Source organism: Spirosoma sp. SC4-14, assembly GCF_037201965.1.
In the GTDB taxonomy this organism is placed as follows: domain Bacteria; phylum Bacteroidota; class Bacteroidia; order Cytophagales; family Spirosomataceae; genus Spirosoma.
Genome location: NZ_CP147518.1, coordinates 4,863,175 through 4,888,106, shown reverse-complemented (window position 1 = coordinate 4,888,106; position 24,932 = coordinate 4,863,175). Strand labels below are relative to the sequence as shown.

General features: G+C 48.2%; 27 protein-coding genes. 15 read left to right on the top strand and 12 right to left on the bottom strand.

Annotated elements, in window-relative coordinates:
* Window positions 1-70: 70 nt before the first annotated feature.
* From WBJ53_RS19880 to aroQ, 4 genes are all read right to left on the bottom strand, one after another.
* Window positions 71-535, bottom strand: coding sequence for a nucleoside triphosphate pyrophosphohydrolase family protein (locus WBJ53_RS19880; RefSeq protein WP_338869345.1), 465 nt, complete (start codon window positions 533-535; stop codon window positions 71-73).
* A 5-nt stretch (window positions 536-540) separates the two neighbouring features.
* Window positions 541-1,119 (bottom strand): MarC family protein, encoded by a 579-nt coding sequence (locus tag WBJ53_RS19875; RefSeq protein ID WP_338869343.1) that lies wholly within the window; start codon window positions 1,117-1,119, stop codon window positions 541-543.
* A 27-nt stretch (window positions 1,120-1,146) separates the two neighbouring features.
* Window positions 1,147-2,178, bottom strand: coding sequence for an aminotransferase class V-fold PLP-dependent enzyme (locus tag WBJ53_RS19870; protein WP_338869341.1), 1,032 nt, complete (start codon window positions 2,176-2,178; stop codon window positions 1,147-1,149).
* Window positions 2,179-2,270: 92 nt separating this feature from the next.
* A complete protein-coding gene (aroQ, locus tag WBJ53_RS19865; RefSeq protein ID WP_338869339.1) occupies window positions 2,271-2,693 on the bottom strand; it encodes a type II 3-dehydroquinate dehydratase in 423 nt (140 codons plus the stop codon).
* A gap of 103 nt (window positions 2,694-2,796) precedes the next feature.
* On the opposite strand from aroQ, the gene xerD reads away from it, so the two are divergent.
* The 5 genes from xerD (at window position 2,797) to WBJ53_RS19840 (ending at window position 7,913) form a co-directional block, all read left to right on the top strand.
* Window positions 2,797-3,705, top strand: a complete 909-nt coding sequence (xerD, locus tag WBJ53_RS19860) for a site-specific tyrosine recombinase XerD (protein WP_338869337.1) — start codon at window positions 2,797-2,799, stop codon at window positions 3,703-3,705.
* Window positions 3,706-3,868: 163 nt separating this feature from the next.
* Entirely contained in the window at window positions 3,869-4,207 is a 339-nt protein-coding gene (locus WBJ53_RS19855; protein WP_338869335.1) for a PadR family transcriptional regulator, read from the top strand.
* Window positions 4,204-6,843: an ABC transporter permease gene (locus WBJ53_RS19850; RefSeq protein ID WP_338869332.1), complete on the top strand. Its 2,640-nt coding sequence runs from the start codon at window positions 4,204-4,206 to the stop codon at window positions 6,841-6,843. Before WBJ53_RS19855 ends, WBJ53_RS19850 begins: the two co-directional genes overlap by 4 nt.
* Before the next feature lie 140 nt (window positions 6,844-6,983).
* The gene (locus WBJ53_RS19845; RefSeq protein WP_338869330.1) at window positions 6,984-7,388 is read left to right on the top strand and encodes a glyoxalase superfamily protein; all 405 of its coding nucleotides are present in this window, start codon (window positions 6,984-6,986) and stop codon (window positions 7,386-7,388) included.
* Window positions 7,389-7,514: 126 nt separating this feature from the next.
* On the top strand, window positions 7,515-7,913 hold the full coding sequence (locus WBJ53_RS19840; RefSeq protein ID WP_338869328.1) for a VOC family protein: 399 nt from the start codon (window positions 7,515-7,517) through the stop codon (window positions 7,911-7,913).
* An 89-nt stretch (window positions 7,914-8,002) separates the two neighbouring features.
* On the opposite strand, the gene WBJ53_RS19835 is transcribed toward WBJ53_RS19840, so the two are convergent.
* Window positions 8,003-8,539 (bottom strand): hypothetical protein, encoded by a 537-nt coding sequence (locus WBJ53_RS19835; protein ID WP_338869326.1) that lies wholly within the window; start codon window positions 8,537-8,539, stop codon window positions 8,003-8,005.
* Window positions 8,540-8,636: 97 nt separating this feature from the next.
* Between WBJ53_RS19835 and WBJ53_RS19830 the strand changes: the two genes are divergently transcribed.
* The gene (locus WBJ53_RS19830; protein ID WP_338869324.1) at window positions 8,637-9,830 is read left to right on the top strand and encodes an aminotransferase class V-fold PLP-dependent enzyme; all 1,194 of its coding nucleotides are present in this window, start codon (window positions 8,637-8,639) and stop codon (window positions 9,828-9,830) included.
* A gap of 64 nt (window positions 9,831-9,894) precedes the next feature.
* On the opposite strand, the gene WBJ53_RS19825 is transcribed toward WBJ53_RS19830, so the two are convergent.
* The 4 genes from WBJ53_RS19825 to WBJ53_RS19810 form a co-directional block, all read right to left on the bottom strand.
* Complete coding sequence (locus WBJ53_RS19825; protein WP_338869322.1) at window positions 9,895-10,284, bottom strand: VOC family protein; 390 nt, start codon at window positions 10,282-10,284, stop codon at window positions 9,895-9,897.
* 2 nt (window positions 10,285-10,286) lie between these two features.
* Window positions 10,287-10,490 (bottom strand): hypothetical protein, encoded by a 204-nt coding sequence (locus tag WBJ53_RS19820; protein ID WP_338869320.1) that lies wholly within the window; start codon window positions 10,488-10,490, stop codon window positions 10,287-10,289.
* A 61-nt stretch (window positions 10,491-10,551) separates the two neighbouring features.
* The gene (locus WBJ53_RS19815) at window positions 10,552-11,058 is read right to left on the bottom strand and encodes a histidine phosphatase family protein (RefSeq protein WP_338869318.1); all 507 of its coding nucleotides are present in this window, start codon (window positions 11,056-11,058) and stop codon (window positions 10,552-10,554) included.
* 373 nt (window positions 11,059-11,431) lie between these two features.
* Window positions 11,432-11,878 (bottom strand): hypothetical protein, encoded by a 447-nt coding sequence (locus tag WBJ53_RS19810; RefSeq protein WP_338869316.1) that lies wholly within the window; start codon window positions 11,876-11,878, stop codon window positions 11,432-11,434.
* A 399-nt stretch (window positions 11,879-12,277) separates the two neighbouring features.
* Here WBJ53_RS19810 and asnS point away from each other — a divergent pair, with 399 nt between their 5' ends.
* The 3 genes from asnS (at window position 12,278) to WBJ53_RS19795 (ending at window position 15,730) form a co-directional block, all read left to right on the top strand.
* Window positions 12,278-13,717, top strand: a complete 1,440-nt coding sequence (gene asnS, locus WBJ53_RS19805) for an asparagine--tRNA ligase (protein ID WP_338869314.1) — start codon at window positions 12,278-12,280, stop codon at window positions 13,715-13,717.
* A gap of 80 nt (window positions 13,718-13,797) precedes the next feature.
* Complete coding sequence (locus WBJ53_RS19800) at window positions 13,798-14,880, top strand: complex I subunit 1 family protein (RefSeq protein WP_338869312.1); 1,083 nt, start codon at window positions 13,798-13,800, stop codon at window positions 14,878-14,880.
* Window positions 14,881-15,043: 163 nt separating this feature from the next.
* Window positions 15,044-15,730, top strand: coding sequence for a phosphatase PAP2-related protein (locus WBJ53_RS19795; RefSeq protein WP_338869310.1), 687 nt, complete (start codon window positions 15,044-15,046; stop codon window positions 15,728-15,730).
* On the opposite strand, the gene WBJ53_RS19790 is transcribed toward WBJ53_RS19795, so the two are convergent.
* Entirely contained in the window at window positions 15,709-16,848 is a 1,140-nt protein-coding gene (locus WBJ53_RS19790) for a BamA/TamA family outer membrane protein (protein ID WP_338869308.1), read from the bottom strand. The two genes, WBJ53_RS19795 and WBJ53_RS19790, sit on opposite strands and share 22 nt — an antisense overlap.
* Before the next feature lie 178 nt (window positions 16,849-17,026).
* Here WBJ53_RS19790 and WBJ53_RS19785 point away from each other — a divergent pair, with 178 nt between their 5' ends.
* The 6 genes from WBJ53_RS19785 to WBJ53_RS19760 all read left to right on the top strand — a co-directional run bounded on the left by WBJ53_RS19785 (window position 17,027) and on the right by WBJ53_RS19760 (window position 22,129).
* A complete protein-coding gene (locus tag WBJ53_RS19785) occupies window positions 17,027-17,842 on the top strand; it encodes a phytanoyl-CoA dioxygenase family protein (protein ID WP_338869306.1) in 816 nt (271 codons plus the stop codon).
* Window positions 17,843-17,938: 96 nt separating this feature from the next.
* A complete protein-coding gene (locus WBJ53_RS19780; protein ID WP_338869304.1) occupies window positions 17,939-18,712 on the top strand; it encodes an SDR family oxidoreductase in 774 nt (257 codons plus the stop codon).
* Between the two features lie 202 nt (window positions 18,713-18,914).
* Complete coding sequence (locus WBJ53_RS19775; RefSeq protein WP_338869302.1) at window positions 18,915-20,270, top strand: DEAD/DEAH box helicase; 1,356 nt, start codon at window positions 18,915-18,917, stop codon at window positions 20,268-20,270.
* Window positions 20,271-20,366: 96 nt separating this feature from the next.
* Window positions 20,367-21,263: a helix-turn-helix domain-containing protein gene (locus WBJ53_RS19770; RefSeq protein WP_338869299.1), complete on the top strand. Its 897-nt coding sequence runs from the start codon at window positions 20,367-20,369 to the stop codon at window positions 21,261-21,263.
* Between the two features lie 72 nt (window positions 21,264-21,335).
* Window positions 21,336-21,755, top strand: coding sequence for an ester cyclase (locus tag WBJ53_RS19765; protein WP_338869297.1), 420 nt, complete (start codon window positions 21,336-21,338; stop codon window positions 21,753-21,755).
* A 29-nt stretch (window positions 21,756-21,784) separates the two neighbouring features.
* Window positions 21,785-22,129 carry a YciI family protein gene (locus WBJ53_RS19760; protein ID WP_338869295.1) on the top strand — a complete coding sequence of 115 codons (345 nt, stop codon included), beginning with the start codon at window positions 21,785-21,787 and terminating at the stop codon, window positions 22,127-22,129.
* A 51-nt stretch (window positions 22,130-22,180) separates the two neighbouring features.
* Here WBJ53_RS19760 and WBJ53_RS19755 read toward each other — a convergent pair whose 3' ends face one another.
* Together WBJ53_RS19755 and WBJ53_RS19750 are read right to left on the bottom strand one after the other, a co-directional pair.
* The gene (locus WBJ53_RS19755) at window positions 22,181-23,491 is read right to left on the bottom strand and encodes a hypothetical protein (protein ID WP_338869293.1); all 1,311 of its coding nucleotides are present in this window, start codon (window positions 23,489-23,491) and stop codon (window positions 22,181-22,183) included.
* Window positions 23,492-23,660: 169 nt separating this feature from the next.
* Complete coding sequence (locus WBJ53_RS19750) at window positions 23,661-24,887, bottom strand: DUF5009 domain-containing protein (protein ID WP_338869291.1); 1,227 nt, start codon at window positions 24,885-24,887, stop codon at window positions 23,661-23,663.
* Window positions 24,888-24,932: the final 45 nt, after the last annotated feature.

Sequence of the window (24,932 nt, the reverse complement as noted above, 5' to 3'; positions counted from 1 at the left end):
TCGGTTTATGGTTTACGGTGGCTCTGCCAGTTAGCATACCATTGCTGCAAAGCAACCGTAAACCGAATACCTATCTCAGTATCGTTTCCAGGTCGGCGGGAGAGTAGTTGATGCTTTTGAGTGTTTTGTGGTCGGCATCGCGGAAGACCAGAAATTTGCCCTCCGACTCGATGTAGTGGCAGGGAAAGCCTTTAGCCTGATACTGCGCGACGGTAGCTTCGGCTTCTTCGACGGTCAGGCAGGCTTTGCTCATGTTGGAGCGCTGGACCTCTTCGAATAAGGCTTTGAATTTATTGCCAAGGCCAAACTCCAGAACCGCTCCCGACAACACATATTGCAGATCGCAAAGTGCATCGGCCACTGCTACAATGTCGCCAGCCGCAATAGCCTCGCGAAATTCATCGAGTTCTTCGGCCAACAGCGATACTCGCAGGTTGCAGCGGGCTTCGGATGGAATCTGGGGTGTGTCGAGAACTGGCGCATGGAAGGTGCGGTGAAATTCTGCTACCTGAGCAAGTGAATCGGGTGAGTGCATATCAATTAAAAATCAGAAATCAGGTTGGTTTTAAACAGTTTTATGGCAATGGCCAGCAGAATAATGCCAAATATTTTGCGAAGAACAGCCAGACCACCAGAGCCCAGCCGGGTTTCGAGCCAGCCCGACGATTTCAGGACAACATAGATCAGAATCAGATTGATAATGATACCGATAATAATATTGACGATCTGATACTCGGCCCGGAGCGAAATTATAGTTGTTAGTGTTCCGGCTCCGGCAATGAGCGGAAACGCAATTGGAACAATGTGCGTAGCGCCACCCGTGCTGCTTTCTTCTGGTTTGAAAATGGTGCGTCCTAAAATCATTTCAAGACCGATCAGGAAAATGATAAGTGCCCCAGCCACGGCAAAGGAAGCCACATCGACGCCAAACAACTTTAGCAGCCGTTCGCCAACGAACAGAAAGGAAATCATCAGCGCTCCCGATACCAGGGTTGCCCGTTCCGATTCAATTTTTCCGACTTTTTTGCGAAGATCGATCAGAACCGGTAACGAGCCGATCACGTCGATAACCGAAAAAAGAATGAGCGTAACAGAGGCAATTTCTTTTATATTAAACATGGTGGTTAACTGTCATTCGACCAATTCTTATTGCTGGAATGACAAAAGGAATTGCGTTAAGGTTTCAATTTCGGCATCGGTGATGGCCGGAAAATTAGCAATGCGAAACGTGGTCGTTTTCCAGTCGCCATACCCGTTTCCGAGCATAATACCTGCTTGTTGGGCCGCAGCCTTCACCGCCTTGATGTCTGTCTCGGAGCCTTCAACGGCAATGACGGTATCGGACCGTTCGGCTGGAGTATCGACCAGCAGCCGGAAAGGGGAGCTGGCCATTTTTTGTTCGAAAAACGAATACCAGTTTGCTGCGCGTTTTTTTGTAATGGCGTCAACCTCGGCAATGGGAGCTACCTGTTGCATCACACGCATGAGCATGTATATGCCCAGGCCATTGGGTGTGTAAGGCGTCTGGTATTTCGAAAAATTTTCGTGAATGAACAGCAGGCTGTTATAATGTGCGTTTTCGCCAATGGCCTGCGCCCGGTTGAGCGCTGCCGGGGAGTATATAAGTACGGCTAACCCGGCCGGAAGGCCAAAACATTTTTGAACGGAAGCAAACCAGACATCGGCCAGCGTCCAGTCGAACGCAATTCCGGCCATCGACGATACGGCATCGATAGCAATAATTGGCGAGCCGTCGGTGCTGGTAAATTCCCGCCGAAACTGAGCGAGCGTATCCATCGATACCTGCGTGCCGTTGGAGGTTTCGTTTTGAACCAGACAGAGCACATCGGCCTGGTTTAACTCCGTGGGTGGTTTGATGCGATAGGCATATTCGGCCCATTTTTTGCCAAACGCACCGCTGTAGGGGTGAAGACTGGCTTCGATGGTCAGCGATTGTGCCACAATTTCCCAGCATTCGGTAGCCGACGACACAAAGGCAATGTGATACTCGGCCGGGATAGCCAGCTTTTGATGCAGGAGGTTGATGGTTTCTTTCACCACATCCATAAAACCGGCACTCCGGTGATTCTGGCTCACAATACCTTCCCGAATGGCTTCGGCGGCATAATCGGCCACCTGTGGATATATTTTTGACGGACCTGGGTAGAACGTGATCATAAAAGTGCGTTTTAGGTATTCAGTATTCGGTTTATGGTTGCTCCGCTTATTTGCATACATCCTTCTTATGCAGCGTAAACCATAAACCGAACTTAAACCGTCAGCAGATAGCGAATGGCCATTTCGTAACCTTTCAGGCCGAGACCTACAATAATACCCTTACATTTGGCCGACAGATAGCTGTGGTGACGGAACGACTCCCGGGCGTGAACATTGGATATATGGACCTCAATGGCCGGAGCCGTGATGGCCGAAAGTGCATCAGCAATGGCAATCGAAGTATGTGTATAAGCACCAGCATTGATCACGATACCATCTACCGTAAAGCCCAGTTCATGAATTTTATCGATTAGTTCACCCTCATGATTCGACTGAAAATAGCGAAGTTGCACGTCGGGAAACTGTTCTTCCAGCGTTTTCAGATAGTCGATGAACGAGCGATTTCCATAGATGGTTGGTTCCCGCGTACCCAGCAGGTTCAGGTTGGGACCATTTATGATAAGAATCTGTTTCATGTTTGGTTTGCGTTTACGGTATTCGGCATGCGGTTAGCTGGTGCAAGAATGGCTGACACGTTCGCCAACCGTATACTATAAACCATAAACCATAAACCGTCCTGTGTGGCAAAGTTATATAAACGCATTTAAGAACTATCTCAAACTCGAACGGTCGCTGTCTGAAAACTCCGTAGAGGCATACCTGCACGACGCCGAAAAATTGCACGAATACATACTACTGACCGATCCGGCCATGTCGCCTATGCAGGTGGGAGAGAAGCAGTTGATGAATTTTCTGAAGTATCTGGGCGAACTTGGTCTTTCGGCCCATAGCCAGGCCCGGATGCTCTCGGGACTGAAATCTTTTTTTAAGTATCTACTGCTCGAAAATCTGATTCAACACGACCCAACGCAGTTGCTGGAGTCGCCAAAATTGGGCCGTAAGCTTCCCGATACGCTGAGTTTTCCCGAAATTGAAGACATGCTGGCCGCCATCGACCTGTCTACCCCCGGCGGAACCCGCGACCGGGCCATGCTCGAAGTGCTCTACAGTTCGGGCTTACGGGTATCGGAGTTGCTGAACCTTCGCCTAACAAACTGTTATTTCGACGCGGGTTTTATTCGGGTATTGGGCAAGGGAGATAAGGTACGGCTCGTACCAATTGGCCAGGATGCCATGCACTATACGCGCCTTTATATCGAACACGTTCGGTCGCATTTGGACGTGCAGAAAGGCGATGAAGATACCATTTTTCTCAATTTGCGTGGTAAACAGCTTTCACGCATTTCGGTTTTCACGACTATCAAAAAACTGGCCGATGAAGTTGGTATTCAGAAAAATATCAGCCCGCACACATTCCGACATTCGTTTGCTACCCATCTCATCGAAGGAGGTGCCGACTTGCGCGCAGTCCAGCAAATGCTCGGTCATGAATCCATAACGACAACCGAAATTTACACTCACCTCGACCGCGATTATCTGCAACAAACCCTTCGGGAGTTTCACCCAAGAAGCCGAAAACGGGGCTAATAGTATCACTTTCGGTTGTCCCACGACGGACAGCCGATGTCCAGTTACGGACAATCATTAGCTTCTGAAAATGATGAAATTGGCTGTTTCAGGCCGTTAGGGCAGCTTGTTGATGTTTGGCCGCAGATTTGTACGATAAAATATAAACTAATTGATTGGGCATATGCGTCGAACCTATTTGGGCGAGTTTGAAGAGATGGTGTTGCTGATGGTCGCTATTCTGGATGGCGAAGGCTATGGCGTCACGGTCAGTCAGGCACTGGAAGAGCACACGGGCCGGATTGTTACCTTCGGCACGGTGCATAATACACTCATTCGGCTGGAAGAAAAAGGGTTCGTAAAGTCGGAGTTGGGCGGAGCCACAACCGAACGTGGAGGCCGACGCAAGCGATTGTTTCGGATCACGGCGCTGGGTAGTCGGGCATTGCAGGAAATTCAACAACTGCGTCAGGATCTTTGGCAACTGGTTCCTCCCAATGCACTCCAACTTAGTGGCTTATGAAACAGTTCAGTCAACCTCTACCACCCCGGTTTGCCCACTGGCTCCTCACCCGACTTCATCCCGAAGAAACGCTCGAAGAAGTAGAAGGTGATCTGGACGAGCTATACACCTACTGGTACCATCGGGCGGGCCAAACGCAGGCTACGCTGCGCTATATGCTCAACGTCGTATCGGTGCTGCCGCCCTTTGTGCGACAACGCAAACAAGCTAATCAACAAAATGAACAACACTCAAGACCAGGAATTACAATGATTCGGAATTATGTCAAAATCGCGTTTCGTAATCTGCAACGGAACAAGGGCTACACACTGATTAATGTGGCCGGATTGGCCTTAAGTATGGCCTGTAGTATCCTCATTTTTACGTTGGTTAGCCATCATCTGAGTTTTGATAATTTTCATTCAAATAGTAACCGCATTTATCGGGTTGTGACCGAAATGCACCGTGACAACATTGGCTATGCCAGTAGTGTCCCGTCGCCATTGGGCAAGCATTTTCGTAACGATTACACATTTGCTGAAAAAATAGCCCGGATTATCAGTGTTGACGATCAGTTGATTACCTTAAAAACAGAAGGGGATCTTAAAAAAATCAAAGAAGAAGCGGGCGTTGCGTTTACGGAGCCTGAGTTTTTCGACATTTTTAATTACCCCTTACTGGAAGGCGATAAAAAATCGGCATTACTGGAACCCAATACCGCTATCGTAACCGAACGAATAGCGAAAAAATATTTTGGTGATAAAAATGCTGTAGGCAAGTCGTTCTGGCTGAATAATCAGATTCCGTTTCGGATCACGGGCATTTTAAAGGATTTGCCAGCCAATACCGATCGGAAAAACGAAATCTTTGTGTCTTATCCAACATTGAAAGCGTTTGATCGGTGGCTGGCCGATGATATTGATGGCTGGGGTGGTGTTCGTGATGGGGTCGAGTGTTATGTCTTGCTGCGTCCTGATGTGGCGGTCGCTCAGGTCGAAGATGTATTGTCGGCTTATGTTAAAAAATACCGCCCAACCAGCAAAAACGTGCACCATTATAAATTGCAGCCACTGATCGATGTTCATTTTGATGCCCGGTATGGTGGCGCTATGGAGAAAAAGAACCTTTGGGTATTATCGATCATTGGCCTGTTTTTGCTCATTACGGCTTGTGTTAATTTCATTAACCTGGCAACGGCGCAGGCGCTGAAACGATCTAAAGAAGTTGGCGTGCGTAAAGTGCTGGGCGGAGTGAGGGGGCAGCTTTTCTGGCAGTTTATTGCTGAAACCGCCCTCATTTCGTTTTTCGGGATTGCCGTTGCGCTGCTACTTACTTATTTGACCTTACCAGTCGTCAATGATTTTTTCAGCACGCAAATAGTAATCAATCCGTTTCAGAATGATCGATTGGCCTTGTTTGTTGCTGGACTGGCCGTAGTAATTACCTTTTTGGCGGGTTCTTATCCGGGGCTTATTCTGGCTGGTTTTCAGCCCGTAGTGGCCCTAAAAGGGAAGTTATCGCAGCAGAACATTGGTGGTTTCAACACGCGCCGGACGCTGATTGTTGTTCAGTTCGCTATTTCGCAGGTGCTGGTAATTGGTATGTTGGTCATTATGAGCCAAATGCAATACACAAAACAGGCAAGCTTAGGTTTTGATAAGGATGCCATTGTGATGGTACCGATGGGTGACGACTCTACCCATGTTAAAATGAATACGTTGAAAAACGAATTCTTACGGATCAAGGGTGTTAAAAAGGTATCGCTTTGTTATACACCACCTGCATCTAATTCGAGTTGGGGCAATCTTGTGAAAATTAACAATGAGGAAACAAACTTCAGAACCAGCATCAAATCGGCTGATGATCAATACCTGTCAACGTTTGGGCTGGAACTGGCGGCTGGTAAAAACCTGTTTCCGTCCGATAGTGTACGCGAATTTCTGGTCAACGAAGCCTTTCTTCGAAAACTAAACCTGAAGCCCAATGAAGCCATTGGGAAAATTATTGCTGCAAACGGCGGCAATATGGTAGCCCCTATTGTGGGAGTTGTGAAAGACTTTCATGATGCCTCGTTTCATCAGGAAATCAGCCCAATTCTTTTCGCATCATATCGGAACGATTATTCGGAATATGCCATCAAGCTAAACATGGCTCAGGCAAAAACGACCCTTGCGGCCATTGAAAAAGCGTGGCTGGAGCAGCACCCCGACCAACTGTTCGAATATCAGTTTCTCGACGAGAGCATTGCCCGCTTCTATGCAACCGAAGAGCGGATTCTGAAGCTGGTAGAATTCTTTTCGCTCATCGCCATTTTTATCGGCTGCCTGGGTCTTTATGGGTTGGTATCGTTTATGGCGGCTCAGAAAACCAAAGAAATCGGTATTCGAAAAGTATTGGGTAGCAGCCTGACACAAATTCTCTGGATTTTTGGCAAAGAGTTTTCCCGGCTGGTTATCATCGCTTTTCTTCTCGCGGCTCCTGTTGCCTGGTGGACAATGAATCAGTGGCTACAGGGGTTTCAGTTTCATATCGAAATAGGGCTCGGCGTGTTTGTGATAGCTATAAGTGGTACATTGTTAGTGGCTGCTATGACCGTTGCCTATCAGGCCATTAAAGCCGCTATGTTGAACCCAATTCGCTCTCTGCGGGCAGAATAGCAGGCGGCCTGGGCAGGGTTGATCACGATAGGTGACTTTGATTCCTATGTTTCATTGGGTGTTCTCAAAAGTTTGCTTCCTGGTCACGAATCGGTTACGAACCTTTTCAGAATTGGTCCATAACGTAAAAAGATTACGTTATGGACCAATTAGTATTGGGAGTGCTAACCAATACGGCTATGAAACTGGAGAAAACGGTACCAATTCTGTATTCATCGGATATTAGACAGAGTCTGGCGTATTATACCGATACGTTAGGTTTCTCTGGAAAATGGGAATGGGAAACGCCACCTACATTTGGCGGGGTAGTGAAAGACGATGTTGAAATTTTCTTTTGTAAAGAAGATCAGGGGCATCCCGGCACCTGGATCTCTGTTATGCTCGATGATGTCGATGCCTATTATGCTCAGATAAAAGCTAATGGAGCTACCATTGTTTCTCCACCCGACAGCAAACCCTGGAACATGCGGGAAATGTTGGTCAAAGACCCTGATGGGCATATTATTCGGTTTGGCCATCGGATCGAGTGCGAACCGGAAGCATGAAGCCGTTTAAACGGTTGTGTTCTAAACCACAAAGGACGTAGCATCTGCGGAATGGCTTAATTCTGTTCCGAAAAGTTTAAAACAACGTCAATACGAAAACCCCAACTAGCCAATAATAACTAACGAATGGAACCAACCCAAGCAATTCTGAAAAATGTCTGGCCCTATCAGCAGGATAAAATGAACCTGCCGGTCAATGACCTGGAAACTGCCATCCCGTTTTATGAAAGGGTTATGGGCTTTAGCGTTATTTCCCGAAGCAATGCCCCCACGGCAAAAGCGATTCTTAGTCGTGATGACATACAAATTGGTCTTGCCGAAAACGGGGGCGACCCTACGCAGGATGGTTGTTTCTTCGACGTCGACCATGTTGAAAACGCCTATGCCGAATTGAAAGCCAATGGGCTAACAACGGAGCTATCGGGCTTCAGTATTCAGAAATATGGAGAGACTACCTGGCGAGTCTTTTTTGTGGTTGCCCCCGATGGTCTTTGCTATTGCTACGGCCAACGGCAGGTTGGTTGATGCCCGGAAATTGTGGGCTAAAAAAGTCCCCGCTACCGAATCAATAGCGGGGATCTCTAAACCTACTAACCCAAAATTACATAATACGGTTAAGTATCAGCTAATGCCTTCTCGCCCACAAACTGCTGGTTCTGATTTTTGAAGAGCAGATTGAAGGAGGTCATGCTTCCGTATATTTTCGTGATGTATTGCTGAATATTTATTTTCTCTTCGTCGTCCAGGTTGCTGGCATTGATCCGTTGCTCAAGCACTCTGAGCCGGTCGCGGACCATAACGATTTTATGAAAAAAGCTATCGATTGCTATTTCTTTCTGAGCCAGATCTGGCCGACCTGGTTTTAAGATCAGTTTGCCTCCTTTCCACTTATCGCCTAGCGGAACCACTTCCGTTTGGTCTGCCCAGCGTTGTAGAATTCGCGTCAGGGCTTGCTCCACATCGAAGAGGCTAACCTGATCTCCATCGGGTTCAATACCTTCGATAACCGTCAGCGGAGTGTCAAATTTTAGAACTTTCACACCATGCTGCACAAACGTAATGGTATAGCCACTACTTTTAAGATTAATCACAACGCCATCGCCAAATTCGGCGTGGCAAACGCGGGAGCCAATTCCTAATAGGGCTGTCATTGAGGTTACGCTGTTTAATAAACTACACTAACCATAAACAAACCTCATGCCAGACCCAATTAATGATGGTTCAAATTTCATCAACTAGTGAGTTTATATGTCGATCATAGATACAACCCTACTGAATTGTCAAAACGATCAATTTTCCCTTCCCGAAGGTCTTCATTATTTAAACTGCGCTACGCGGGCTCCGCTTAGCCAGGTAGTAGAACAGGCAGGATATGAGGCCATTCGACGGGAAACCAACCCGTTTGGCCTTCGACCCGATGATTTTTTTTCGGGAGCTATTCGGGTTCGGGAGTTATTTTCGGAACTGATCAATAACCCTGATCCCGATCGGGTTGCCGTGATTCCATCGGTGTCGTACGGCATGGCCGTTGTTGCCCGTAATTTGCCGAATAAGCCAGGAATTCGGCGTGGACAGACAATTCTACTGGTCGGTGCTGAGTTTCCGAGCGATGTTTATGCCTGGGATGAGGTTTGCCGGGAGTTGGGTTTGCAAATCAGAACGATCGACATGCCGACGGAATTTCCGAAAGGCCCGCTCTGGAATGAGCAGATTCTGGACGCAATCGGACCTGATACGGCGCTGGTTGTTGTGCCTCCTGTACATTGGATGTATGGAATCCGCTTCGATCTGGAAACAATAGCACAACGGGTTCGGGAAGTAGGCGCGTGGCTGGCTATCGACGGAACGCAGGCTGTTGGGGCATTACCGTTCAGCCTGGCAACAATTCGGCCAGATGCACTGATCTGTGCTGGCTACAAATGGTTGATGGGCCCTTACTCAATGGGACTGGCTTACTACGGATCGGCGTTCGATGATGGCATACCGCTCGAAGAAAGCTGGATGAATCGGCTGGACAGCAATCTGTTCCACCGGCTTACCGACTACCAACCGGCTTATCGGCCTAAAGCCTACCGATACAATGTTGGCGAGCATACGCATTTTGTGCTAATGCCAATGCTGGAAGCCGCCCTGACACAACTCCTGAACTGGACACCCGAACGAATACAGGCATACGATCAGGAACTGATGAAAGATGCCTGGCCCGCTCTGGAAAAACTTGGTTGCCGGGTCGAACCCATCAACAGCAACCAGGGGCGCAGTTGCCATCTGGTTGGCTTGTGGTTACCCGACCATGCCGATCCAATGGCTGTTCAGCAGGCGTTGCTGGCTCGGAAAGTGTCGGTTTCTGCTCGGGCACGTGTATTGCGCATAGCTCCCCATCTCTACAACACCCCGGACGATGTTGACGCGCTGGTTGGTGTGCTGACTGAGGTGCTTTAAGGGCAGGGAGGGCTAATGGCAGGGGTAAAAAAAGCAGAAACGATTACCCCATGCTCTTCATCCCTTAGCTCTCATACAGTTCCAGTGGAAGCTCGTCGGGGTCGGCAAAAAAAGTGAATCGTCGGCCCGTATGTTCATCGACCCGAATGGGTTCTGTTGCTACGCCGTTCTTGTTGAGATGCGCAATTGCGATTTCAATGTTCGCTACAGCGAAGGCCAGATGGCGCAAACCAGCCGATTCGGGTCGGGAAGGGCGTTTGGGCGGGTTCGGGAACGAAAATAATTCGATTACATACTGACCGTTTAGAGCCAGATCGAGCTTATGGGAATCGCGTTCAGCGCGATAGACTTCGTTGAGAATCGTTAAGCCAAGTATATCGGTGTAAAATCGTTTCGAAACTTCATAGTTCGAACTGATAATAGCAATGTGATGAACGGCAGATAAATTGAGCATAGTTATTTCGGCGCGAGTAGTGTATCGTCGTCGGTAACAGCCGTATCGATGGCCGTACCATCTTGTTTGGTCGGGAGTGCGCGCTCAACTTCCCGTTTTTTGTTCCAGGGAGCAGTAGTTCGGCGGGCCATGTCGATCGTAAACAGAATAACGATAGCCGTGAAGACGATGAAAACAATAATAAACAGGCGACGGTTACGGTTCACTTGATGTTAGGGGTGTTTAAGGGTTGACAAGTGGCACACCAGGCCAACCCGCTATAGAAACTCATTCATCTTTAGGTAATTGCTTCGGTGCAATCTGAAAGGCAATTGTACCCGTTCGGCTCGATACTTCCGGCCAGTCTACATCCGTAAAAGAAACTGCCACAACGGCTCCTTTGCTCATGCTACCGATACTTTCGTGGGTTAGAAACTCTGCAAAATAAGACACATCAGGATTATGCCCAACAATCATGGCCGATTGAATGCCATTGGGTAATGTGTTGACCGCAGCCATATAGGCTTTGGCGCCACCTTCATATAAGGTTTCGTTCAGTTGAATCTGAGCCAGATCGTAGCCCAGTTGTTCGGCGATAACGTTGGCCGTGTCTTTAGCCCGTGGTGCGGTACTACTGATAATTATATCGGGCCGAATGTGTTTTCTGAGCAGATAACGACCCATGCGGGCGGCTGCCATAATACCATCGGAGGTAAGTTCCCGACTATGATCCGTCATGAAAAGCGACCGGTCTTCGGCTTTGGCGTGTCGGACTATATACAGAGTAAGAGACATTGGGAGCGAAAAATAGAATTTGAAGTGTAACCCGATCTTTCAATCGAAAGTTGGTTTGGTCGTAAAAAAAGTCAGTTTGATGAGACTTTATTAAACAAAAAAGGTGTTTTAAACGGCCTGCCCTGCAAAAACAATGGGTTTAACATCCCAGGCAGTTAGCGATACGGTTGTTGATGCCGAAAGATAGAAGATTTCAATACTAAAACTGCACTTTAGAGGTTGACATTTAGGATGAACACCAGTACTCCCAACGCTCTGGATACGGGCTATACCCACCCACTGAGCACTGCCTTTTTCTGAGAGAACATACCAGAAACCTTGCTGAACATTGCTTCCCGCTGAACCGAAGATGAGCAATTGTTTGCAGGAATTCTTAACGGATCGGGAATCGGTTTAGCTGACTCGTCAGATGGTTAATGGCATCGCGCAATGCATGGCGACTACACTCAATCGATAATCGATATGGATTGTCGAGCGGCATCATCCACCAGGGAGGTGTTGCTTCGTAGGACAGTAGAAAAGAGAGGCAAAACACATCCTTTTGGGGGTTTGCTTCCGTTAACTGAATAGCCAGACAGGGCTCCGAAAAGGTAAGCTGATGGGGAGTTTCATGGCCATCAATAATGTTGTTCAACCAACTCACAAAATGTTGAATTTCCCAGGTATGCAACATAGGCGTTATTGTTTCCCACCGACGATTTTTATCGACAAGTTGCAGACAGGTCAGTAGCAGATTGCGATCTTCGCGGGTTTGTCCACCCCTCGGCGATTCGTAGTTGATAACCTCGAGGTTAAAGGTTGCCTGAGTGGTATGGAACATGGTAACTAACGTTGAGAGGGAACAAAAGTCGTCTGATTTACTGGAAAATACGGAGATGCAATGTTAATGAAATCCGGTGGCAATAAAGATTGACCAGTTGGTTACGGCTTTTGCAGAGGAGCAATCCGATTACTTAGACGAATATACGTTAAAAGTTTACAAATTGGGTGATCTGCTCTCGTTTTGATGAAAAAAAATACATCCCTGATGTCTTTGTTGAAACTTTGATGGAAATGGTTAGACAAAGCAGGTAGTTTAACTATATATGTTCCACACTTCCCCCTATACGTCCGGAAGTATGAGTTTGTTTAACTTATCTTCACTAAATATTTGCAGTGGGCTATTCGCGGGACAATCTGTATTTTTGCGGACCGAACATCATCCGGTCGCCGTTTACGTATGAGTTATTTACCCATTCAGCAATTATTGAAAGCCGCACCCATTGGTACTACGGTTACCATTAAGGGGTGGGTCCGCACCAAGCGCGAGAGTAAAAATGCCGTTTTCATCGCTATCAACGATGGCTCAACGATCAATACGATTCAGGCGGTGGCCGAAGCAGGTCAACTTCCTGACGATACACTGAAACTGATTACTACGGGTAGTTGCGTTGCCATTAGGGGCGAGCTGGCCGAGTCGTTGGGGGCCGGGCAGGCTGTGGAGATCAAAATTGATGAAATCCAGATTTATGGTCTGGCCGATCCTGAAAAATACCCGTTGCAGCCCAAACGGCATTCGCTGGAGTTCCTGCGCGAAATTGCCCACCTGCGTCCACGCACCAACACATTTAGTGCGATTTTGCGGGTTCGGCATGCATTAGCGTTTGCCGTCCACAACTATTTTAATGAAAACGGATTCTATTACCTCAATACGCCAATCATTACAGCCTCTGATGCCGAGGGCGCAGGGGAAATGTTCCGCGTTACGACGCTCGATGCGATCAAGCCTCCCCTCACCGAAGAGGGAAAAGTCGACTACAGCCAGGATTTCTTTGGCCGCGAAACCAACCTGACCGTTTCGGGGCAGTTGGAAGGTGAGCTGGGCGCTATGGCACTAGGCAAAATCTATACCTTCGGGCCAACCTTCCGGGCCGAAAACTCGAACACGACCCGTCATCTGGCCGAATTCTGGATGATTGAGCCTGAGATGGCTTTCTACGAGCTGGAAGACAACATGAACCTGGCCGAGGATTTTGTTAAAACCGTTATCCGTTATGCGTTGCAGCATTGCGCCGATGATCTGGCGTTTCTGGACAACCGCCTGAAAGAAGAAGAGAAAACCAAAAAGAAAGAAGAGCAGAGCGAACTGGGGCTGCTGGAAAAACTTCAGTTTGTGATCAACAACGAATTTGTCCGAATCACGTATACCGAAGCCATTGACATACTGTTGAATTCGAAACCGGCTAAAAAAGGCCAGTTCCAGTATGAGGTGAGCTGGGGTGTCGATCTGCAATCGGAGCACGAGCGGTATCTGGTCGAAAAACACTTTAAAAAACCTGTTATTTTAACCAACTACCCTCGTCAGATCAAGGCGTTCTATATGAAGCAGAACGACGATGGGCAAACCGTTCGGGCCATGGACGTGCTGTTTCCTGGCATTGGTGAAATTATTGGTGGCTCGCAGCGCGAAGATGACCTGGATAAACTCGTAGCCCGGATGGTTGAGGTGGGTATTGACCCCAATGCCCTGTGGTGGTATCTGGATACCCGCCGGTTCGGATCAGCGCCACATGCTGGTTTTGGCCTGGGTTTCGAACGGCTCGTTCTGTTTGTGACGGGTATGGGTAACATTCGTGATGTAATTCCATTCCCCAGAGCGCCCAAATCAGCCGAGTTTTAATCTAATTATAAATGATGGATGATGAATGAGGTGGTGCAACGGCACAGTCATTTATCATTCATCATTCATCATTAACGAACATGCTTGCTCTTCCCATTTTCCTGGCGATTGCCTCGGGTTTTGTGGTGGTTGGGGTCTATACCGAACGAAAGGTATCGGCGTTTATGCAGGATCGCCTTGGGCCGATGGAAACCGGAAAGTGGGGACTGTTGCAATTATTTGCCGATCTGCTGAAGCTACTTCAGAAAGAAGACATTGTTCCGGCTGCGGCCGACCGACGATTGTTTCTGCTGGCACCTGCCGTGATTTTTGCCTCGGTCTTTGCTGGCTTTGCCGTTATTCCGCTCACTCCCGATTTGCAGGGCTCGGGAGCTGCTGTCGGTGTATTTTACCTGATGGCAATTGTTTCCTTCGATGTGGTGGGTATTCTGATGGCAGGCTGGGGTTCCAATAATAAATATTCGTTATTTGGGGCTATGCGGTCGGTGGCGCAGATTGTTTCGTATGAAATTCCGCTGGGGCTAATGATTCTGTGTGCCGTAATGATCTGCCAGACGCTGAACCTTCAGGAAATCAGTTTTCAGCAGGGCATATATACCCCCGAAACCAACTACCTCTTTGGCTTGAAAGCGTTAGGAATAAACGTAACGGATTGGGGAGGAATTTTTGCCTGGAACATCGTTCGAAACCCCTTTTTACTGATCGCATACGTTATCTTTTTTATCTGTACGCTGGCCGAATCGAACCGCGCCCCGTTCGACCTGCCCGAAGGAGAGTCGGAAATTGTGGGCGGCTTTCATACCGAATATTCCGGAATGCGCTTTGCACTACTGTATTTATCGGAGTATGCCATGATGCTGCTGGTTTCATTTCTTGGTGCCATTTTATTTCTCGGAAGCTGGAATACACCCTTACCCAACATGGGGCCCATTCGACTGGCCGACTGGACGAGTGGCGTGCCCGGCACTGTTTGGGGAAACCTGACGGCAGCCTTCTGGCTATTATCCAAAGTGTTTCTGGCTGTGCTGTTGCAGATGTGGGTACGCTGGACATTCCCACGGATACGTGTCGATCAAATGATGTTTCTGTGTTGGAAAGTGCTCACACCGGCTGGGCTGATTCTGCTCCTGCTTTCGGGAGTTTGGCGGTTGCTGATGATTTAGGGTACGATCATTTCTGGATACATATTATCAATATGCTAAAACAACCATCTGTTCAATTTGGTTGAAAACAATAAGCGTTTCCTCAACGCTATAGCGTCTACTTTAACATTGACGTAGCTAAAAACGTCTCTGATTCGTACTTTTGCGCCCTTTTACGGCACCAATGTCAATACTTACTCCTAATCCAACTGGCGATCTGATCTGGCAAACGGCCTGGCGATCTTCGGTATTTCGCAGGAAATTCACGATCGGTATGGTTTGCGTTATGGCACTCCTTCTGACGTTTCCCTACTTTTTTCAAACCATTGAGCAACATACCGGCCCCGTGCTGAACGACTGGGTGTTAAGGCGGCTTGGCCCAAACGACGTCTCGTTGTGGATCTTTCTGGTTATTTGGGCAACGGCATTGTTATTGCTGATTCGGGCCCGGTTTAGTCCCGCCATTTTTATGATGTTTGTTTATGGCTATGTAATTGTCAGCCTGTCGCGGATGTTGAGCATTAATCTGCTGCCTCTGAATCCACCGGTTGGCCTTATTCCGTTAATTGATCCACTCAGTAACGCTTTTTACGGCAAAACTTATATTACCAAAGACCTATTCTATTCGGGCCATACTTCCACTATTTTCCTGATGTTTTTGTGCCTGCGTCGATGGTGGGACCGGCTGTTTGCCCTCGTTGGATCGGTACTGGTTGGCGGATTACTTCTGGTGCAGCACGTACACTATACGATTGATGTGTTGGGTGCTTTTATATTTACTTATCCCCTTTACTGGCTGGGTAAATGGCTGGCCTTGAGCGGATGGAATAATGTGGAGCATCCCGTCGATCAGAACGCTTCGCCTAACTGAAAATACAGGCCATGAGACGTGCTTTCGCCAAAGCCCCAGCCATAATCGACCCGGAGATTCAGGCGTTCTTTTCGATTCAGCGCTACGCGCAGACCGCCACCATACGAGTATTTTAGCTCCTGGAAATTCAGATCGCGAAAACGGTCGCCTACATTGCCGATTCCGACAAAGCCAACGGCACCAATGCGCCAGACAATGGGAACCCGGTATTCGGCTTGTAGAACAGCCTGGTTTTTGCTGCGGAAACGCCCATCGTAAAAACCGCGCATACTGTTCGACCCGCCGAAACTGGCCAGGCTCCGGAGCGGAACAGCCCCAGCGTTGAATTGCCCAAATGCCTGCAAGGCTAGTACCTGATTATGAAACATGCGGATAAATCTTCGCAGATCGACCGTATAGGCGGTGTAGCGGAAATCGGAACCAAATACAGGATTAAAATGATTAAAAAATACCTGGATCAACGAACCCCGATCAGGAGCAAATGCATTGTTGCGGGTGTCGTAGGTAAGGCTTAAACCCGCTCCCGAAATATGGTAAGGCTCACGCCCAACAACCTGTTGCTGATCGAATAAGCCACCAGGCCGATGGTCTACAGCTAGTAATCGTTGGTATTCGTAAATAAACCCACCGAAAAAACGGTCTTTTAACTTGCGCTGAAGGTGAAGGAAAATATAATATTGCTTAAACGTGTACGACTCTTCGTTATGGTCGGGGGCCGCTTTAGCCAGTCCCCAGAATTTATCGGGGAAATAACTATACGAAAGTTGATGGTTTAGGATATATCGTTCGCCCGGAAAATAAGTCGTTCCGTTAACGGCTGTGATAAATTGTTTACGAAGGGAGTATAAAATTAATGCCTGCGTGTTAGAGGTTCTGGTGAGCGTATCGAACCGGTTAATTCGGAAGGTAAACGAACCCGCAACTCCCAGTGACCAATCAGTCTCGATCGATCGGGCTACTAATGGTAAAATTAGTATATGGCGGCTTTGTGCTGCTTTAGGTATTAATACCTGAACGGCCGCTCCCGCACTATCTGGCTGGGCAGAAATTTGCCTGGATTGGCTTATTAAAAGGCTGATAAGCAGCAGTTTAAGTGAGAGGTAAATAGAAGGGCGCAAAAGTAATGATTAAACCGTTAATTAAACACAGATTAATTAAATGTCCGTAATGTAATCTGAAAATTGTAAATTTAGTAGATTTGGGGGTTAAATAAACCATTATGTTTTTCCTTGCCTGACAAGGCGTAACAAACCGGCTGGCACCTAAAGCGGACACCCCGAATTGTAAACCACCGATATGAGCAAAATCGATTTACCGCCCTTTACGCTGGGCGAAACCATTACCCCAGAACAACGTCAGTTTTTTAACAAATATGGCGTGATTGTTTTTCGTAATTTTATTCACCCCGAAACGGTCAAATTATTCATTAGCGAAGTTGAACGAATCGAGAAGCAGTGGCTTGATGAAGGCCGTGACAAAGTTAACGGAGTTCCGTTGAAGTTTGGCATGGACGAGGCCGGTAATCCGATGATACAGCGGATGTGCTTTCTGTCTCAGCATAGTACAGCTTTACATGAATTTTTGCAGGACCCTCGTTTGCAGGCTGTGGTCGACCTCCTGCAGCCCTACGAAGGCCGGATTGCCGAAGTCGAAAAAGATGGGCTTATCCTCAACCACTACGTGCGTACGCCCAACAGCAAATTCTCGCAAATGGGATGGCATACCGATAGCCCCCGCGATATTTTCCTGGGACAACGGATCATGCCGATGCTGAACGTTGGCATTCATCTCAACGATACGCCGTACGAAAATGGTGGCCTGCGGGTTATTCCGGGCACCCATAAACAGGGTATTCTGAAGATGCTGTTCCGCAAGAAGTATTTTGTGGACAATGATCCCGACAAACACGAAATTGGTTTCGATATGTTTGCTGGTGATTTGAGTGTTCACGATGGTCGGCTTTGGCACCGGGCGCAGCAATCGCCCCATTTCGGTGAAGCCAGCCGTCGTCGGGTTATGTATGTACCTGTTGTAACTGGTAAATATATGCCCAAAAACGAAAACAGTAAAACCCCATTCTACCACCGGTTCATCTCCAAAGTAAACATTTAAGTTTATCGTTTAGGGTTTATGGTTTTTGTGTGATGGAGAAATCAAGTACCTAATGCGTCAAAACTATAAACCTTTAACCATAAACAAAGAACTTTTATGCCATTTGCCCTCATTACGGGAGCCAGTAAAGGAATAGGTCTGGCAATTGCGGAAGAACTGGCCCGCCGTAAGTTCGATTTGCTACTGGTTGCCCGCTCGGAATCAGTATTGCGGGCCGTGAGTCAGCGATTAGCGACATCCTATGGAGTTAAGTCCGATTTCCTGGCTATTGACCTGGCCGAAACAGGGGCCGCTCAACGTGTGTTCGACTGGACACAGCGTAGCAACTACCCGGTTCAGTTTCTGGCCAACAATGCCGGTTATGGTTTAAGTGGATTGTTTGAAAAACATACACTGGCCGAGCATACCGATATGATGCAGGTGAATATGACGGCTCTGGTTGAACTGACGTATTTGTTTTTACCCCAGTTGCGGCAGCAGCCGAAAGCCTATATTCTGAATATTGGCAGTTCGGCCGCTTATCAGGCCGTGCCTCGGCTGAGTTTGTATGCTGCTTCGAAGGTTTTTGTGCTACAGTTTAGCCGGGGGCTGCATCAGGAACTTAAACGGTCATCAGTGTCAGTTACCTGCGTTTGTCCGGGAGCCACAGACACCGGCTTTGTTGATCGGGCGCAGATTGGAGAGAAGGGGCGAAAAGCAGCCGAACGGGTGAATATGACTCCCGAAGAAGTGGCGCAGCAAGCCGTAGAAGCAACACTGGCTGGAAAAACCGAAGTAGTAACGGGCCTACTCAATAAGCTTGGCAAATGGATGGCCTGGCTGTTGCCTAAAAGCCTCGTCGAATCAACGGCCGGCAGTATTTACGAATAGACCAATCCTACCTTATACATACATAGTACGAATGCCATTACAGCGAGTAATGGCATTCGTCGTTTAGAACAATGGCACTTTATTTGTGATTAAGCGGTTAACTGTAAAACTTCTATTTAGACGTGGGCTGTTGGAGGCTGGATTAGTTGTTAAATAAATCTGGCCAATTAGTAGAAAATAGATCTCAACGTCAACTCGTTACATGCAATTTTCCGACTTATTATTAATTGAACCGATCCAGAAGGCACTTGCCGAGGAAGGATATACTACCCCAACGCCCATTCAGCAGCAAGCCATACCAATTTTGTTGAGCCGCCGTGATTTGCTGGGCTGTGCGCAAACTGGTACCGGAAAAACCGCTGCCTTTTCAATTCCAATTCTGCAACTGCTTTATCAGGAGCGCCAGAAAAATCCGGCTGCTCCACGTCGTATAAAAACACTGGTATTAACGCCAACCCGCGAATTAGCGATTCAGATTGGCGAAAGTGTAGCCGCTTACGGACGCTATCTGAATCTCCGTCATACGGTTATTTTTGGTGGGGTGTCGCAACATGCACAGGTGATGGCCCTGAAGGGAGGCATCGATATACTGATTGCTACCCCCGGCCGTTTGCTCGATCTGATGAGCCAGGGACTGATCTCACTTCGGGATGTACAATTTTTCGTGCTCGACGAAGCCGACCGTATGCTGGATATGGGCTTTATTCACGATGTTAAAAAAGTAATTGTCCGGCTACCCGAACGTCGGCAGTCGTTGTTTTTCTCGGCAACCATGCCGCCCGATGTGGCTAAACTGGCCGATACGATTTTGAATAACCCCGCCAAAGTGGAAGTAACCCCCGTTTCATCGACGGCCGATACCATTCAGCAGGCTATTTATTTTGTAGGAAAAGAAAACAAACGCAAATTGCTGGTGCATGTGCTTAGCGACAAGCATATTGCCTCGGCGCTGGTTTTCGCCCGTACAAAACACGGAGCCGACAAGGTTGCTAAAGATCTGCTGAAAGCGGGCATTCAGGCCGAAGCCATTCATGGTAACAAATCGCAGAATGCACGGCAACGGGCGCTCTCGAACTTCAAATCGCGGCAAACCCGGGTATTGGTAGCTACCGACATTGCGGCCCGTGGTATCGATGTCGATGAGTTGTCGCACGTGATCAACTACGAATTGCCAAATATTCCTGAAACGTATGTTCACCGCATTGGTCGGACTGGCCGGGCTGGTAATGAAGGGGTGGCGCTGTCGTTCTGCGACGAAGAAGAAACGGATTATCTGAAAGACATTCATAAACTGATTGGCAGACAGGTGCCAGTAATCGACAATCACCCGTATGTGCTCGATGTGTCGGTTGCTGCCGTTACACCCGCAGCCCCACGGCCGCAGCAAAGTCGGCCGGGGGGAGGTAGCCGAAACGGGAATTCCGGACAAAACCGGCCCAATGGTAAACCCCGGAATGGTTCTTTCCGCCGGGACAACGACCAGCCCCGAAATGGAAATCCTGCCGGACGAAACAACCCGAATCGCCGTTCGGGAAAACCGCGCTCCGAGCGGTCGTAGGTTAAACACATGTCGGCTATACTGTGGTCTCATTGAGATGCAGTATAGCCAATTTTTATGACGGGAGTATGTGAGCTAATGTTGCTATATTGACCAATGATTGTAGCACCGGATAAGGAAGTAGGTATTCCAACTTATTCGCTCCAGCAGAGCAGTAGCCTGGGGAACCGCATTTTTGAAATTGTCGAATCGAAGGGCGAGGTGCGCAGACATCGTTCCAATTTTCTGATACCACACCGTAAAGATTTTTATTTTTTGTGCCTGGTTAGGGATGGGAGCAGCCGCCATTGGGTCGATTTCGTGCCTTATACGCTCCAGCCGAACACGTTCTATTTTGCCGTTCCGCACCAGATTCAGGTAAAAGAAGCAACCAAGCCGATGGACGGGATTATGCTTTCGTTCACGGAAGAATACCTGCAACTGGAAGAAAACCGGTCGTTGCGGCAACTACCCATCATTCAGAACCCTGATAATGGGCATGAATTGACACTAACCTCCGAGAATCGACAGTTTCTGGACGATCTGCTTCAGAAAATCCTGGTTGAATTCAATTCGAGCCATAGCTGGCGAAACAGCATGCTGCAGTCGTACGTCAGCGTGTTGCTCATTTATCTGAGCCGATTATATGTCGAACAGATTCAATTAGTGCGCGTTTCGCCGGACCGACGGCTTTTGAATGAGTTTCGGGCTTATATCGAAAGCCATTACAGCCAACTGCACCAGGTTGCCGATTACGCCGATCTGCTGAACATTACACCAGGACATCTGAACGATCGTATCAAACAGCAGAGTGGCAAAACGGCTATCGGCCACATTCACGAACGGCTGGTTCTCGAAGCCAAACGGCTGCTACTGCATACCGATCTTTCGGCCAGGGAAATTGCCTGGCAACTGGGGTTTGAGGATGCGGCTTATTTTCATCGGTTCTTTAAACGCCTGACGGGCGAGACGCCGACGGCCTTTCGAACAGCAATCCGCGAAATGTACACCTAAAACCGATATACGGCCAATAACCGCAGCGGACCAGTTCTCTAACTTTGTTGTGTTAATGAACGCACAGGTTATATGAACACAGAAGCTGAGAAAAATAAGGCTATCGTACTACGGTTTAATCGGGAAGCTATCGAACAGGGGCGACTGGAAGCTTTCGACGAGTTAATTGCCCCTACCTTTATTAACCACACGGCACCTGCCGGAATGCCAAAAGGAAAAGATGGCATGGTACAGTTCATTCTGGATGTGCTGCGTCCTGCTTTCTCCGATTTACGCGTCGAAATTTACGATCAGCTTGCCGAAGGCGATAAGGTCGTTACACGCAAAGCGTTTCATGCCACGCATTCAGGACCGTTTATGGGATTTCCGGCTACAGGAAAATCTATCGTTTTCCCAATTATCGACATCGTACGGTTGCAGGATGGTCAGTATGTCGAACACTGGAATATCCGTGATACCTATACCGTGCTTCAGCAGATTCGCGAGGCATAACCCGTTATTGGATGTTAGTCAGTTTAGCTATGAAAACATACCTTGTTTTAATTCGCGAGCCCGATGGACGAGCAACGGTTCCTTCGCCAGAAGAAACACACCGCCATCAGTTTCACTGGAAAACCTGGATTGACGAAATGATAGCGAAAGAGCACTGGCAAGGTGGAAACTCACTCTCGCTAACCGGTAAAGTGGTTCGTTCTTCAACGGGTAATTTGGAGGTACGTGATGGCCCTTACCGGGTTCATGAACAGGAAATTGTAGGAGGCTATCTGCTGATTCGTGCCAACGATCTTGATGAAGCCACCACGCTCCTGCAAACTTGCCCGGTATTTGACGCCGATGGGTTTATCGAAATTCGGGAGATGATGTAAAAAACGCACCAACCGGTATCATTACCTACCTGATACCGGTTGGTGCGTTTTTTATTGGGCGTTTTCTACGGTTGGTGGGGCTCCAAAACGCTTTTGTGCCCCTTTCAACTCTCCGTGAGAATGAATAAGCAGAAAAGTAAGCACCGCGAAAAAGACAAGTAACCCACCAAAATTGATTGCCCATTTTTTCGGAATAAGGGGCAGGGGCGTATAGATGGGCTGCGTTTTGCCGATCAGCAGAGCTACCAGTATCCAATTAGCGATATACAGATATTGCTCAATGCGGTAGTTACTCATAAAGGCACCCGTAATCAACAAACTAAACACGATATATAGCCCCCAAAGGCCCAGAAATAGAGCCACAATATCGTTTTGTGAATACGAGACCAAAGTGGCTCTGGTTTGGTAGAAATAGAACCAGCACCAGCCTGTCATGGCAAGTACCATTCCAATAGAAACCAATTGGACATACCCATGGATCGGGCTTTGGGGAGCTATGTTGATTTTGCTATAAATACCCTGAAGGCGTTCTAAATCAAACGATTGTTGCCAAACAATAAACGGAATCGCCAGCACAACCATCAATAATGGAAACCAGACCTGACTTTTGGGTTGCGTTGTCTCCGTCGATTCCCATTCGGATGTAAGGGTGCCGTAGGCCATGCCGAGGCCACCGAAAAAGCCCAATGAATATTCCATAACGTTCCAGAAGTTGAAGCTGATTTGAGACAGGTGGCCGAGAACCTGAAGAAAGTTGCCGAAGGCAAAACCAAAGCCCCCGCCTAAACCCGTGAAGATGGCTACCCGTAAGGCCGAACTATGTCGGTGACGGGCCAGATACCAGGTCAACGCTACGGCGGCTCCAAAGCAAACGGCCCAGGTTTCGGAGCGGGGTGGTGTCATGCGCCAGTCGAATTCTTCGATCATGAAAAAGTAGAAGACTACTGCGCCAACAACCATTTCGACAATTACCTCATTCCATTTTACCGGTTTGTCTTTTGAGTCGGTCAGCACTAATCCAAACAGTCCACCCCCCAAAAAGCCATAAAGCCCGCCAATAACAAACAACATGAAAAGCCCATAAAAAACGTTGATAAACTCGGTATCGCGGCCATAGCCAACCACAATGCCATAGCTCGACAGGCCACCGAGTCCCCAGCCAACAGCACCCGCAAGGGTAGCCGAAAACACTTTTGCATACCAACTGGAGCGTTTAGCAACCAGCAATACACTCAGAGAACCAATGGCACCGGCCCAGGCTGCGCCATATTCATGACCAAATTGCCCACGAATAGCCCAGGCGGTTCCGAGGGATAAGCCTGCCATCAGCATGGCAAACGAAAGAGGGTGGTTTTTTAGCATAAACACAGCCAATCAGGAGTTTAGGAGCATTTTCCTGATATACTGGTTTCGGCTACGATCAGGCTATTATTGAGCCTATTTGCACGTTGATTGCTATGAACCATCGCAAAGGCCGCAGAGAAGTTTTGCTTTGCGAATAACTTTGTGCTCTCTGCGGTAAAATCAAAAATTATAATTTAAGCTTAATACGAAGCTTTCCTAAAACGGCTGTGATGCCGATAACGACCAGCGCAAAAAGGAATGATTTGAGCAGACCAATGCCGCCGACCTTCAGGGCATCGGGGAGCGAAATGCCTGATAGGTTCGCGACGCTGTAGTACACATACGGAATCAGATAGCAGGTTAAGGTGCTGGTTCCGGCTGGTTTAATCGGGTCGAACCAACGGGCTTTTCCCTGCATATCGACCAGCCAGTAAACAAAGGCATACAGGATGAAGGCAATGCCACAACACAGGAAAATCCAGGTAGGGGTTGCATGAATTTTGGAGATGATAAAAAAGGTACGGGCACTAAATCCCGCCAGCAAAAACAACACACCAATACCCACGAACAGCAGCGGCAACTGGCTCGTTTTTTCGGTTTGCTGCAATCGGGTGAGTAGGAGCGTAGCCAGTATACCCGCAAACGTAAATGAGCTAAAAGCACCATTACCCAATATCCAGTCATGGGGGCCGGTTGGCCAGAGCGACCGTAACCAGCCCGAATGACCAGCAATGGTGAACAGGCTGAAAAAGGCCCAGGCGGTTATGAGTAGTGCGGGTTTATCTCGCAGAAAGAGATAGAGAACCGCGCAGGTAAGATAGGTCCAGCCGATCAGCCCCAGAATACCCCACCATTGCGGAGTCATGCCGGTCAGATTATTGGCGGCACCTCCTTTGAAGGTCAGGGCGAGATAAACCAACAGGGCTACACCAGCTAGTTGTAAGGCTCTGAAAATAGGTTTTGTTGTTCCGTTTTCCTGTGGATATTGGTTCCAGACCAGCAGGAAGCCCAGCACCATCAGAATCTGAAACCACTCCTGGCTCATGCCCATTGCCTGTGCATTCAGATCAGGAATGTTGACCGTAAAAACGCCCATAACCAACAACGCAATCGACCGCAGGGCAATGTGGACCAGTATCTGCCCGTAGGATTCACCCTTACCGATTCGCTGCTGGATCGCAAAGGGAATCGACATACCCACAATGAATAGAAAACAGGGGAAAACCGTATCCGCAAACCCCAGGAAATCGTCGTCGGCGCTGGCGTGTTCGAGCCAGGTCGGAATTCCCGAAAGGCTCCACAAGTCATTGACGAAAATCATGGTGAGCATCGTCAGGGCTCGAAACACATCGATCGAAAAAATGCGTTTTCGGGTAGTCGTAAGCGTAGGGGCTGTTGTTTCGGTAGAGACCATTGGTTACGTTTCTATTAGATTGGTCAAACAGCCCTAAAAGTTTTT